The 12,469-nt window shown below is 59.9% G+C and carries 10 protein-coding genes; 8 read left to right on the top strand and 2 right to left on the bottom strand.

All coding sequences use genetic code 11. The features are described 5' to 3' along the window. The first annotated feature begins 168 nt into the window (after positions 1 to 168). From QSV46_RS37790 to QSV46_RS37800, 3 genes are all read left to right on the top strand, one after another. Positions 169 to 1,236: an ABC transporter substrate-binding protein gene (locus QSV46_RS37790; protein WP_409997276.1), complete on the top strand. Its 1,068-nt coding sequence runs from the start codon at positions 169 to 171 to the stop codon at positions 1,234 to 1,236. A 77-nt stretch (positions 1,237 to 1,313) separates the two neighbouring features. Next, positions 1,314 to 2,558, top strand: coding sequence for an ABC transporter permease (locus QSV46_RS37795; protein WP_314963813.1), 1,245 nt, complete (start codon positions 1,314 to 1,316; stop codon positions 2,556 to 2,558). Between the two features lie 5 nt (positions 2,559 to 2,563). Then, positions 2,564 to 3,409 (top strand): ABC transporter permease, encoded by an 846-nt coding sequence (locus tag QSV46_RS37800; protein WP_314963814.1) that lies wholly within the window; start codon positions 2,564 to 2,566, stop codon positions 3,407 to 3,409. 1,419 nt (positions 3,410 to 4,828) lie between these two features. On the opposite strand, the gene istB is transcribed toward QSV46_RS37800, so the two are convergent. Further along, positions 4,829 to 5,590 (bottom strand): IS21-like element helper ATPase IstB, encoded by a 762-nt coding sequence (istB, locus tag QSV46_RS37805; RefSeq protein ID WP_007592724.1) that lies wholly within the window; start codon positions 5,588 to 5,590, stop codon positions 4,829 to 4,831. A 19-nt stretch (positions 5,591 to 5,609) separates the two neighbouring features. Beyond that, positions 5,610 to 7,151, bottom strand: a complete 1,542-nt coding sequence (gene istA, locus QSV46_RS37810; RefSeq protein ID WP_314963815.1) for an IS21 family transposase — start codon at positions 7,149 to 7,151, stop codon at positions 5,610 to 5,612. A gap of 296 nt (positions 7,152 to 7,447) precedes the next feature. Between istA and QSV46_RS37815 the strand changes: the two genes are divergently transcribed. The 5 genes from QSV46_RS37815 to QSV46_RS37835 all read left to right on the top strand — a co-directional run bounded on the left by QSV46_RS37815 (position 7,448) and on the right by QSV46_RS37835 (position 12,438). After that, on the top strand, positions 7,448 to 8,902 hold the full coding sequence (locus QSV46_RS37815; RefSeq protein WP_314963816.1) for a M81 family metallopeptidase: 1,455 nt from the start codon (positions 7,448 to 7,450) through the stop codon (positions 8,900 to 8,902). A 133-nt stretch (positions 8,903 to 9,035) separates the two neighbouring features. Beyond that, positions 9,036 to 10,139 carry an ABC transporter substrate-binding protein gene (locus tag QSV46_RS37820; RefSeq protein ID WP_314963817.1) on the top strand — a complete coding sequence of 368 codons (1,104 nt, stop codon included), beginning with the start codon at positions 9,036 to 9,038 and terminating at the stop codon, positions 10,137 to 10,139. Positions 10,140 to 10,176: 37 nt separating this feature from the next. Further along, positions 10,177 to 10,554, top strand: coding sequence for a hypothetical protein (locus QSV46_RS37825; RefSeq protein ID WP_314963818.1), 378 nt, complete (start codon positions 10,177 to 10,179; stop codon positions 10,552 to 10,554). Between the two features lie 70 nt (positions 10,555 to 10,624). After that, on the top strand, positions 10,625 to 11,566 hold the full coding sequence (locus QSV46_RS37830; protein ID WP_314963819.1) for an ABC transporter permease: 942 nt from the start codon (positions 10,625 to 10,627) through the stop codon (positions 11,564 to 11,566). Then, complete coding sequence (locus QSV46_RS37835; protein ID WP_314963820.1) at positions 11,566 to 12,438, top strand: ABC transporter permease; 873 nt, start codon at positions 11,566 to 11,568, stop codon at positions 12,436 to 12,438. The genes QSV46_RS37830 and QSV46_RS37835 overlap by 1 nt, the downstream gene beginning before the upstream one ends. The last annotated feature ends 31 nt before the right edge of the window (positions 12,439 to 12,469 follow it).

A 12,469-nucleotide genomic window follows, 5' to 3' on the forward strand; every position in this document is an offset into this window, starting at 1 on the left:
AAGGCACGGTGCGGGTCGAGCCCGGTGCGTTGATCACCATCGGCTGGAAAGCTGAAGATTGCCGGGCCTTCGATGCGCCGTGAGACGAGTCGGGCCGGCGCCGATGTGGCGTGACGCGCGTTTGACAGCCGCCCCGTGCTCGCGGGAGCGGCACAACAGGAGAAGCAAATGAAGTGCAAGTCAGTTACGATCGTTAACGCCTTGGCTCTGGCCGTGTTTGTAGGCATGTGCCTTGGATCAGCGGCATCCGCCTTCGCTGGTGATCAGCTCACGATCGTCTCCTGGGGCGGTGCCGTGCAGGCCGCTCAGCGAAAGGTCTTTTTCGAACCCTTCACAAACAAGACCAGAATTACATTTACGGAAGGAGAGTATAGCGGCGAGGTTGCCAAAATTCGCGCAATGGTCGAGTCCAAGAGCGTGAGTTGGGACGTGGTTAGCGCGGGCCCCCCGCCCATCTTGCCGTTGTGCGATCAGGGCCTCCTTGAGACGATCGACTGGAAGAAACTGGGACTCGACCGGGCCAAATTCGGTGACCCCGGCAAATTTGACTGCGGGGTGCCGCAGGGTGGCAGTGCCACCGTCGTCGCCTATGACAAAGATAAGCTGCCGAACGGTCCGAATACAATCGCCGACTTCTTTGACACGAAGAAGATTCCCGGCAAACGCGGATTGTGGAAGAATCCGTATCCGAATCTCGAATGGGCGCTGATCGCGGATGGCGTTCCAAAAGAGGAGGTCTATAAGGTTCTCAACACGCCGGAGGGCGTCGACCGCGCCTTCAAGAAGCTCGACACGATCAAGAAGGACGTCATCTGGTGGACGGCCGGCGCGCAGGCCCCGCAGCTTCTCGCCGACGGCCAAGTCGTCATGACCACGGCCTGGAATGGTCGTATCACCGCTGCAAACAAGGACTCAGGCAAGCACTTCGCGATCATGTGGGACGCTGCCCAGGGAAATTTGGACTACTGGGTGATTCCCAAAGGAAGTCCTCATCTGGACGAGGCCTACAAGTTCATGGCCTTCGCCGCTTCAGGCCAAACGCAAGCTGATTTCACTCGCTATTTCTCCTACGGGCCTGGCAACAAAGAGGCGCTGGCGCTTGTCGATCCGGTGGTGTTCCCGGATCTTCCTAATACACCAGAGCATGATGCCATTGCGCTGCACAAAGACCACGCCTTCTGGGCTGACAAGGGCGACGAACTGGGCCAGCGCTTTACCGCCTGGCTCACGAAGTAGGCCGGAGAAGGAAGGCCAAAAATATGCCGTGGGGAGGCGTTTGTTCTCCCCGCGGTATCGAACCAGGAGCATCGTTTATGTCGACGACAGCCGTCCAAATCTCCAGCAGCCCCGAACCTTTGCGTGTCAAGCTGCGGCGGGTCGAGCGCCGGCAGAAATTCAAAGACTTTGTCCTCGTTCTTCCGCTGTTGGTATTCATAGCGGTCGGTTTCGTTCTGCCGATTGGCCGGATGCTTTTCAACGCCATCCATGACGACACACTTCTCACTCTAATGCCGCGGACGATGACGGCCATACGGGGATGGGATGGCAAGGGCCTGCCCGACGAGACCGTGTATGCCGCTCTGGCGGGTGACCTCCAAGAGTCTTGGACTCAGAAGACGGTGGGCCCGATTGGCAAGCGCATGAACTATGAGTTGCCCGGTTCTCTCAGCGAAGTGACATCGAGCGCGCGCAAAGCGAACTCGCTTCCCGCCGGCTCCTACAAAGAGGCACTGATCAAAGTTAGTCCGCTGTGGGGACGGCACGATGTCTGGAGCCTCCTAAGGCGTGGAACTTCGGCCTATACGGGCTACTATTTGCTGCGGTCGCTTGATTACGAGTATGGCCCGGATAGCCAGATTGTCGCGTCACCGCCGGAGAACAGGATCTTTCGCGACGTCTTTTTGCGCACTATTGGCATTAGCATCGGCGTAACCGCTATAACCCTGCTGCTCGGTTTTCCTGTGGCCTATCTCTTGGCGACACTACCCCTCAAGTCTAGCAATCTTCTGATGATCATGGTTGTGCTGCCGTTTTGGACATCAGTGCTGATACGGACAACCGCCTGGGTCGTCCTGCTGCAGCAGCACGGAATCGTCAACGACACGTTGATGGCTCTGCATGTCATATCGCAACCGGCCGAACTCATCTTCAATAGGGTAGGGACTCTCGTGGCAATGACCCATATCCAGCTGCCACTGACGCTCCTACCGATCTACAGCGTTATGCGGACGATCCCGCCGAGCTATGTCCGCGCCGCTCGCTCGCTCGGCGCTGGCCCATTTTACGCCTTTTGGAAGATCTATTTCCCGCTAACCCTGCCGGGGATCGCCGCCGGCTGCCTGATGACCTTCATTTTGTGCCTCGGTTACTACTTGACGCCCGCGCTCGTCGGGGGACCGGCGGATCAAATGGTTAGCTCGTTTGTGGCGCACTATACAAATGAGGAGCTTAACTGGAGCATGGCTTCTGCGCTGGCGGCCATCCTGCTCATTGTGACCCTGCTACTTTACTATTCCTTCAACAAGCTGTTCGGCGTCGACCGGATTAAGATGGGGTGAGAATCATGGCCGTCTCCGCTTATGCCTCTCCGTTAGAAAAGGGTTGGTACTATCTGCACCGACTGCTCTGCGGGGCGATCCTGTTGTTTCTAATTGCGCCGATCCTCGTGATCGTCCCGCTCTCATTGAATTCCGTACCTTTCTTCACCTATCCCTTGGCTGGGCTGTCCCTGCGATGGTATGAGGAGTTCTTCCTGACCATCCGGTGGCAGGGCGCACTTCACAATTCAATCTTTGTCGCCATCGTCGTGACCGTTCTATCGACGGTGTTGGGCACGCTAGCCGCGCTCGGGCTCAGCCGGCCGAGTTTTCCATGGCGGACGGCAGTGATGAGCGTGCTGATTTCGCCCACCGTCGTTCCGATTGTAATCACCGCGGTCGGCGTGTATTTCTTCTATGCCGATGTCGGATTGCTCAATACATTTGCCGCGCTGATCCTGGCGCACACGACCCTGGCTACGCCCTTTGTCATCATCACCGTAACGGCAACGCTGGCGGGCTTCGATCGCTCCCTGACCCGCGCAGCCGCTGGCCTTGGGGCGCCGCCGATCACCGCGTTCTTCAAAGTTACACTCCCCCTCATACTTCCAGGCATGATCTCTGGAGCGCTCTTCGCCTTTCTTACCTCCTTCGACGAGGTGGTAGTCGCTCTTTTCGTGGCGAGTCCTGAGCAGCGAACGCTGCCGAGGGTCATGTTTTCCGGCATCCGCGAGGAGATCAGCCCGACGATTATTGCTGCCTCGACTGTGCTGATGCTGTTCTCAATTGCCGTGCTGACCAGTGTTGAGTTGCTGCGGCGACGCTCCGAGCGCCTCCGCGGCATGCGCAACACTGACCCGGTTTCGCATTGAGTCGATTGCCTTGTTTGAACCTATCAGATCGATACTGCTAAGCCATTGCGTAACTATATACGAACATTGCTACTCACGTCGGAAACAAAACAACCGCTACTTAGGTGCCGCAACGAACAGCTGAATCGAGTCTCCCCGCGCGCACCCGCAAAAGGAGCATGATGGCGGGGCCATTGATATCCGAAATCCGGTGGCGAGACGCTCGTGCGGATCGAAGGGCCGACCCAACGTTGTCCTTTCGGGCCGGCCCGGTCAGACGCGTGCTGAATCCAATGATAGCCTCTGGCGATTGCGGCAGGGCGACACGGCGCTGATAGCCGTACCGCTTTATCACAGCGGCAAGTTGTGGTTCGCTCTCGACGAGCCAACCTTTGGCCGCTACGTGCTGCCGCTGCGCCGGTTCGGTGCGAAGGCGCTGCTGCGCGAGTCCAGCGATCTAGGGCGAGCTAAATCTGTCCAAGTGCGACCATGGATGAGTCGGATCTTGCGGCTGTCAGAAGAAGTGCGAGGCCGCTACGACCTCTCATCGGTGAGGGCTCTTGGCACTTGGCCGGGCCGTGTCCGCCTAAACCAAGGAGGCCTCCATCGAGTGGCTAGGGCCTGACGTGATCATGGGAATGTACGGTGGCAGCGAGAACATAGCTTGGAGCAATCACCGAAGGCGAATGGCTCGATGACCGCGGGGCTGGTAGGTCGCGTGAAGGGAGGCGAAATGAGTGCCTTTGACGCCAGCGGCAACGTGGTGCCGCCAGGCGCGGTGGGCGTGTCTATTGCGTCCTGCGAAGGGTCCGCCCCAAATATACGCCACCGCGCTAGAGCGCGAGCCCTGCCGGGCAACTAGTGAGCCTCGGAGACACTGGCTATTTCAAAGCCGAGGGCTAGCTCTACCTCCGTGACCGATATCATCCTGGTCGGCGGGTCCAAGGTGGATCCGGCGGAGCTCGAAGGGCGATCGACAAGCACTCATTGGTTATTTCGAGCGCTGTGATTGGCCTGCGACACGAGGATACGGGTTCGTCTCATGGTCCGGTCATGCAGGGCTCTGAGCGCCGACGAGCTTCAATCGTACCTGGCGGAGCGGGTGGTAACCTACAAGCTTCCCCGCAGCATCGAATTAGTCGATGAGTCGCTGCGCCACGAGGGAGGCAAGGGGGGAGGAGAGGAGCTACCATCGATCGGCGCCATCTCGGACTCCTTAACCGCGCGTTCCATCTAACAGCCGGCGCTCGTTCCGGTTGGCAGCCGCCTGCGACATCAAGCTCATCATAAGACCGGCGTGCAGAAATTCGGCGGCAAGATGCGGATTCCGGGGATTGCGGCCAGGGATTCCGATTGAACGCGACCATGCATTCCGATCGAAGGCGGCCACCTGTTCCGACGAAGGCGGCCGGAGTGTCGTTGCCGGCATGAGGAGTTGGGTCAGGTTTTCTTGGCTGCGTCAAGATTGGCGCGCTGCGCAGTGATCTTTCGCATGCTGTCTCCCTTGAGTGTGAGGCGGTGAGCATTGTGGACGAGCCGATCCAGGACGGCGTCGGCGATGGTCGGGTCGGCGATGACCTCATGCCAATTTTCGATCGGCACCTGGCTGGTGATGATGGTCGATCCGCGCTGGTGTCGATCGTCGACGACTTCGAGGAGATCGCGACGCTGCTCGCCGGTAAGCGGGGCGAGGCCCCAATCATCGAGGATGAGCAAATCGACCCTCGATAGTGTCTTGAGGAGCCGCGCATAGCGTCCGTCCCCGCGGGCGAGCGCAAGAGCTTCGAACAGCCTTGGCAGGCGATGATATAAGACGGATCGATTATCGCGGCATGCCTTGTGGCCGAGTGCGCAGGCGATCCAGCTCTTGCCGACGCCGGTCGGCCCGGTGATGAGCAAATTTTGCTTGCGGCTGATCCAATCGCCATCGACGAGCTTGGCAAAGAAGGCGCGGTCGATGCCGCGCGGAGCGCGCAGATCGACATCTTCGACGATTGCGGCCTGCCGTAGCGAGGCGAACTTCAGGCGCACGATGAGCCTTTTGTTCTCTCGCTCGGTTGCTTCGCGATCGATCATCAGGCCGAGGCGCTGCTCGAAGGTCAGCGCGGTAACGTCCGGTTGGCGTTGCTGATCGTCGAAGGCCTTGGCCATGCCGGCGAGCCCGAGAGCAGCGAGACGTTCGTGGGTGTGGTTGCTGAGCATAAGGTCTCCTTGTTGGTGGTCAGTGGTAGTAGCCGCGGCCACGGATGTTGCCGTGCTGGATGGGATCGGCCTCGGGGGCGGTGTCGGGAAGGAAGGCTTTGTCCAGGCCGGTCTTGAGGATCGAGGCGATCGACCGATAGCTCGCTGAGCCGATGCTGATCCCACGGCGGCACGCGGCTTCCAGACGTTGCGTCCCATAGGTCTTTTCCAACCGCAGGATGCCGAGACAGGATCGGAAGCCCTGCTCGGGATGGGGCTTTGTCCGCATGATCGCCTGGCACAGCGCGATCGTGGACGGACCGATCTTCTCGGCGGCGGCCAGCAGACGTGCCGGCGTCCAGAAGGCGTATCGGCGATGTGCGCTCGGCATGTGCTCGGGGATCGTGGTGTGGCGGCGCCTGACGCCTGAGCGTGCGTGGCTGGCGATCCGGGTGCCGCGATGGAACACCTCGATGGTTGCCTCGGTGGCCCGCACCTCGACGACCTGGCGGTTCAGGCGAGATGGCACCGAGTAGAAGTGCCCCTGAACCTCGACATGGTAATCCGGCGCTACACGGGCACGACGCCATTCGGCGTACTGATAGGGTTCGGCCGGCAGCGGCATCAGGGCCGGACGATCGATGGTGTCGAAGAACTCGCGGCGGCTGGCACCGAGCTTGCGCATCAGGCGGGCGTTGAGTTCGTCGACCAGGATGCGGATCGCAACGTTCAACTCGGCGAGCGAGAAGAAGCGCCGGTTGCGCAGCCGCGCCAAAATCCATCGCTGGACGATAAGAACCGCCGCCTCCACCTTGGCTTTGTCGCGCGGCTTGCGGGGCCGCGCCGGCATAATGGTGGTGCCGTAATGGGTGGCAAGATCCTGGTAAGTCCGGTTGACGCCTGGCTCGTAGCGGCTCACCACCGTCACCCCGGCCTTCAGATTGTCGCAGACGAGCGCCTTCGGCACTCCGCCCAGGAAGGTGAGCGCATCCACATGGGCGCCGATCCAGTCGGGCAGCGCCTCGCTGAACCGGGCTTGGACGAATGTGTAGTTCGACGCTCCCATGACCGCGACGAAGATCTTGGCGGCGCGCACCTCCCCGGTAAGCCCGTCGAACACCGGCACGGTATCGCCGGCGAAGTCCACGAACAGCTTTTCGCCGGCCGCGTGGGTCTGCCGCATGGTCGCCGTGATGCCGTGGCGCCATTCGACGTAGAGGTCGCAGAACCGGCTGTAGCCGTAGCCGTCGGGATGATGGCCGCGGTATTCCTCCCACAGCAGCGCCAGCGTTACGCTGCGGCGGCGCAACTCGGCATGGACATGCCCCCAATCCGGAAGCGGCTTCGATCGCGGCGGGTTGTAGCCGGCTGGCGCAAACAGCTTGCGCTCCAGTGCTGTGTCGTCGAGCTCCTCCGGTATCGGCCAGGTGATGCCGATCACCGCGGCGCGGCGGACATACTCCGCGATCGCCGTGCGACCGATCCCGACCGATCGGGAGATCACCCGATCGCTCACCCCACAGGCATACTTCAGGCGTAGAACTTCTCGTATCTTCCGCATCGGCAATCTCTCGGCGGGCATCGGACCTCCCATTGCGTGAACCGCAAAAGGAGGGACCTTGCCCCGTTCAGATTGCCGACAACGCCCCCCGTCTCACCCTATCAACAGGGTGGCCGCCTTCGTTCGGATTGGGTGGCCGCTTTCGATCGGAATCGCTGGCCGCCTTCCGTCGGAATCGGTGGCCGCTTTGCCTCGGATTCCGCAGGCAAGAGCCGCGATTAGCAGATTTTCCGCGAGAGGGGCCTTGAATCCGGGCAGATTTACGTATGAGAAGTGCGTTAGATGGAAGCAAGAAGACGCTTGGGAGAGACTTGGAAATGCGCTTATTCGCCGCTGCAATTTCGATGGAAACTAATACGTTCTCGCCTCTCCCGAGTAGCCTCCATTCGTTTGGCGTATTGAGACCGGGCGAGCATCCTGAAGATAGGCCGCGCTCTCCGCCCCTCTGGGTCGCGCGCCGCAGGGCAGCTGCGGAGGGTTTCACTCTAATCGAGGGAAGCTGTTTCGGGGCAGAGCCGGCAGGTGTCACGAACCAGCGTGATTACGAGTTTATGCGCGACGAGATCCTGAACCAGCTAAAGGCAGCGCTGCCGGTCGACGGTGTCTTGCTAGATCTGCATGGGGCCATGGTGGCGCATGGCTACGAAGATGTCGAGGGCGACATCTTGGAGCGCGTGCGCGCCCTCGTCGGTCCGAAATGCGTCATCGGCGTTGAGCTCGATCCGCATTGCCATCTAACGATAAAGCGCGTTGAGCTTGCCGATATCATCGTCCTTTACAAAGAATATCCCCACACTGACATGGTTGAGTGCGCAGAGGACCTGTTGGACATCGTGCTTCGGACGTTGCGGGGGCAGGTGAAACCGGCCATGTCGCTTTATGACTGTCGGCAGATCGGGATTTATCCAACAACCCTACCGCTGATGCGCAGCTTCGTAGACCGTATCAAAGCCATGGAGGGCGCGGAAGGCGTGCTCTCGATCTCGATAGGTCATGGCTTTTCCCGGGGGGACGTACCGGAGCTGTCCAGTCGAATCCTGGTTGTTATGGATAAAGATAAAGCTAAGGGTGACGCACTCGCCATCAACATCGGAGAGGAATTCGTCTCGATGCGCGGCAAGACTGCCCCGCCCTACTACTCCGTTGATGGGGGGATCGACGCTGCCATCAAGTTCGATGGCGCGCCAGTCGTCATGGCAGATCCAGCCGACAATGCCGGCGCGGGTGCCCCTTCCGACAATACCACCATCCTGCGCCGCTTAATCCAGCGCGATATCGTGGGTGTAGCAGTCGGGCCTGTCTGGGATCCGGTTGCAGTGCGACTCTGCTTTGATGCTGGTGAGGGTACTCAGTTCCCACTGCGTTTCGGCGGAAAGATCGGGCCCGCTTCCGGCGCCCCCATCGATGCGATGGTGACCGTGGTCGGGCTCAAGCGCGACTGTTGGCAGACTGCGCCTTTCGGACGATCGGTACTCGGCGACTGTGCCGCGGTGCGTGTAGGCGGCGTTGAGGTCGTTCTCAACAGCATCCGAACTCAGGCTTTTGGGCTCGAGCTTTTCCGCAACCTCGGTATCGACCCGCTAGCCCGGAAGATCGTTGTCGTGAAATCTACCAACCATTTTATGGCTGGCTACGGCGGCATTGCCAAGAAGGTCATTTATGTCGAAAGCGACGGGATTTTCGGCAATGACTACCGCAACTACTCCTACACACGTGTCAAGCGCCCGATTTGGCCGCTCGATGAAAAGACCAGCCCCGGCCTCATCGTTTGAGAAGCGCTCGGCGGCAAAGGCGAGAAGGCCCGCGCTTAATCAGGAGGAAACAGTAGAATGAGAAACCTCACGCGTCGTACCATCGTGAAGGGCGGTGTTGCTGCCGCCAGTACCTTGGCAATGGCCCCGGGTCATGCTAGGCCAAACGGGCGGCGGCAAGACCATCAAGGCCGTCCTGAGTAGCGATATCCCGACGTATGACCCAATCTGGACCACGGCAAACCAATCTGCCTATCACGGAGTCATGGTTTACGACACGCTCTTTGGCATCGACGCGCAGCAACAGCCGCAGCCGCAAATGGTAGGCAAATACGGGCTCTCTGATGATAAGCTCACTTGGACATTCGAGTTGCGCGACGGACTGAACTTCCACGATGGCACGGCAGTTACCTGCGCCGACGTCGTTCCGTCAATTCGCCGTTGGGCGGCGCGTGATGGCTTCGGTCAACACATGATGAACTATGTGAAGGACATCTCGGCCAAGGACGAGAAGACCTTCACCATCAAGCTTAAAGAGCGTTACGGTCTCGTCCTCGATGCGCTTGCCAAAACCGGGACGCCGCTCTGCTTTATCATGCGCAAAAAGGAGGCGGAGACCGATCCGATGCAGAAGATCGATACAGTCATCGGCTCCGGTCCGTTCAAGTTCAACCTGCGTGAAACTAAACCCGGTATACAATACGTCTACGACAAGAATGCCAATTATGTGCCTCGGAAGGAACCGCCGAGCGGCATCGCCGGTGGAAAGATGGTCAAATTCGATCGGCTCGTCTACGTCAATATGCCGGATGCGCAGACTGCGGTCGCCGCCGTGCAAGCAGGCGAGATCGATTTCTACGAGGCCCCGCCCACCGACCTTCTGGACCAGCTCTCCGAAGACAGGAACCTCAAGCTCCAAGTGCTAAACCGAGCCGGCTCTGTTGGCATCATCCGCCTCAATTTTCTCCACCCCCCATTTGAGAATCTGAAGTGTCGCCAAGCGATGCTCCACATTGTCAAGCAGGTCGACTATCTCGAGGCAAACTCCGCCAATCCCAAGTACTACAAGCCGTGCGCCTCGTTATTCGCGTGCGGAACTCCGATGGAGAACAATGCCAATACCGGCTGGTTCGAGACCGCTCCGGACTTTTCCCAGGCAAGACGGCTCTTGAAGCAGGGTGGTTATGACGGGCGTCCCGTCGTGCTACTGCAGGCGACAAACCTATTCAAGAATTCGGCCCGATATCCTCGCAAGTAGGATGCGCCAGGCTGGCATTAACGTGCAGATGGAGTCGATGGATTGGTCCAACGTGGTGACACGTCGCGCCGTCAAAGCTCCACCCGAGCAGGGTGGCTGGAACATCTTCATCACCTCTGCGGGCGCCACGCGTCTCAGTACTCCGCTCGATGTCATCCAGCAGGCGAATGGCGACAAAGCCTGGTTCGGCTGGCCGAGCGATGCCAAGCATGAGGAGCTACGCACGAAATGGGCGCTCGCCGAAACGCTTGAGGAGCGCCAGAACATTGCACGCGAGATGCAGGAGAATGCTTGGAACTTCGTGCCGCATGTCTGGTCCGGCCAGTCGTTTTCGCCGGTGGTGATGCGCGCCAACATCAATGGAATGTTGCCCATTCCGGAGGTCATTCCCTGGTGGAACGTCGAGAAGGCGTGATCCGTCGAGAGGCAGCCAAACGGCGGCGCGCCGTATTTCCAAGGGTGCGTCGCGCACTAAGATTGGACACATGACGACGTATATTATTCGCCGACTTCTCTCGATGCTGCCAGTAATGGCGGTGGTCGCCATCTTCATCTTTCTGCTCGTACGTCTGGCTCCCAGCGATCCCGCTGCGATCATGGCGGGCGAGAGCGCCACGCCGGAAGCGATCGCGCAAATCCGCCAGAAGCTAGGACTCGATGAACCGCTATGGACCCAGTTTGCTCTCTGGGTGCAAAGCCTACTGCACGGCGATCTCGGCCGCTCCACGTTCTGGAATGACCCGGTCGCGACGCTGATTGGCCAGCGCGCAGAGCCAACTATCGCGCTCGCCTTGACCACGCTTGTCTTCACCGTGCTGATCGCGGTGGTGCTCGGAGTCACCGCCGCGGCGAAGGCGGGCACGACGCCCGATCGATTCGTGATGGGCTCTGCAGTTCTGGGCTTTTCGGTGCCGAGCTTCGTCGTCGGCTACCTCCTCATCTTCCTCTTCTCTATTGAGCTCAAATGGCTACCGGTGCAGGGTTACTCTCCGATCGCTCAAGGCGTATGGCCATGGTTGCGCAGCTTGGTGTTGCCGACTATGACGCTCGGCCTCGTGTACATCGCGCTCATCGCGCGCATCACCCGCGCCACGATGCTCGAAGTGCTAAGTGAGGATTACATGCGCACGGCGCGCGCCAAGGGGGTCAGCGGGCGGCCATTGCTTTTTAAGCACGCGCTCAAGAATGCGGCTGTACCTATCGTGACGGTGATCGGCACCGGTGTAGCGCTCCTGATTGGTGGCGTCGTCATCACCGAGACAGTCTTCAACATTCCGGGCATCGGTCGGCTTGTCGTCGACGCCATTTCGCGGCGCGACTACCCCATTATTCAAGGTGTCGTGATCGTCTTCTCAGGCGTCTACATGCTCGTGAACCTCCTCGTCGATATCTCATACACTCTCTTTGATCCGAGGATCCGCTACTAATGACCGTGCTCGCCGAAAGTCCACCAGCGAAGCGGCAAAAGCGCGGGGAGTTTCGTGTCTTCGCCCGACGCAACCCGACGATTGTGCTCGGCACGACGCTGCTCATTGTCATAGCCCTCATTGCTATTCTCGCGCCGGCCATTGCGGGCGATCCAATGGCAATGTCGCCCTCTCAACGGTTGAGGGGGCCCTCCGCAGAGCATTGGTTCGGCACGGACGATCTTGGGCGCGACGTCTTTGCGCGAACGATCTTTGGCGCGCGTGTCTCGCTGGTGGTCGGGTTTTCGGTCGCCATACTCGCGATCGCTTTTGGCCTCCTGTTCGGCCTTGTTGCCGGCTATTTCCGACGGCTCGACGCGGTCGTCATGCGCATCATGGACGGAGCGATGGCGATCCCCTCTTTCCTCCTCGCTATTGCCCTCGTCGCGCTTAGCAGGGGCAGCCTCGGGATCGTCGTTATCGCGATCGCCGTCCCGCAGGTCCCAACCGTCGTGCGGCTGGTCCGCTCGATCGTACTGTCGACACGAAGCCAGGACTTCGTCGATGCCGCGGTCGTCTCGGGAAGTCGGGATCTGAAGATCATTTGTCGCCATATCCTGCCCAGCACTGTGGCGCCGCTCATCGTGCTGGGCACAAGCGTCATTGCCTCGGCCATTCTTACTGAGGCGGCACTTTCGTTCCTCGGCGCGGGCGTGCCACCCGAAATTCCGACATGGGGGAACATGGTCGCGGCAAGCCGTCTCTTTCTGGCGCGCGCCCCTTGGACGATCTTCTTCCCAGGTGCGTTCCTCACCGTCGTCATTCTCGCCGTCAATCTGCTCGGCGACGGGCTGCGCGACCGTCTTGACCCCCGGCTCTCCCGTCGGATGTGAGAAGTGAACATGCATAGCAATTCCGCTGGCT

The organism is Bradyrhizobium cosmicum (assembly GCF_032290525.1).
Classification (GTDB): Bacteria; Pseudomonadota; Alphaproteobacteria; order Rhizobiales; family Xanthobacteraceae; genus Bradyrhizobium; species Bradyrhizobium cosmicum_A.

Coding starts and splice junctions, on each gene's coding strand:
- QSV46_RS37790 (WP_409997276.1), top strand. CDS start 169: ATGAAGTGCAAGTCAGTTACGATCGTTAACGCCTTGGCTCTGGCCGTG.
- QSV46_RS37795 (WP_314963813.1), top strand. CDS start 1,314: ATGTCGACGACAGCCGTCCAAATCTCCAGCAGCCCCGAACCTTTGCGT.
- QSV46_RS37800 (WP_314963814.1), top strand. CDS start 2,564: ATGGCCGTCTCCGCTTATGCCTCTCCGTTAGAAAAGGGTTGGTACTAT.
- istB (WP_007592724.1), bottom strand. CDS start 5,590: ATGCTCAGCAACCACACCCACGAACGTCTCGCTGCTCTCGGGCTCGCC.
- istA (WP_314963815.1), bottom strand. CDS start 7,151: ATGCCCGCCGAGAGATTGCCGATGCGGAAGATACGAGAAGTTCTACGC.
- QSV46_RS37815 (WP_314963816.1), top strand. CDS start 7,448: ATGCGCTTATTCGCCGCTGCAATTTCGATGGAAACTAATACGTTCTCG.
- QSV46_RS37820 (WP_314963817.1), top strand. CDS start 9,036: ATGCTAGGCCAAACGGGCGGCGGCAAGACCATCAAGGCCGTCCTGAGT.
- QSV46_RS37825 (WP_314963818.1), top strand. CDS start 10,177: ATGGATTGGTCCAACGTGGTGACACGTCGCGCCGTCAAAGCTCCACCC.
- QSV46_RS37830 (WP_314963819.1), top strand. CDS start 10,625: ATGACGACGTATATTATTCGCCGACTTCTCTCGATGCTGCCAGTAATG.
- QSV46_RS37835 (WP_314963820.1), top strand. CDS start 11,566: ATGACCGTGCTCGCCGAAAGTCCACCAGCGAAGCGGCAAAAGCGCGGG.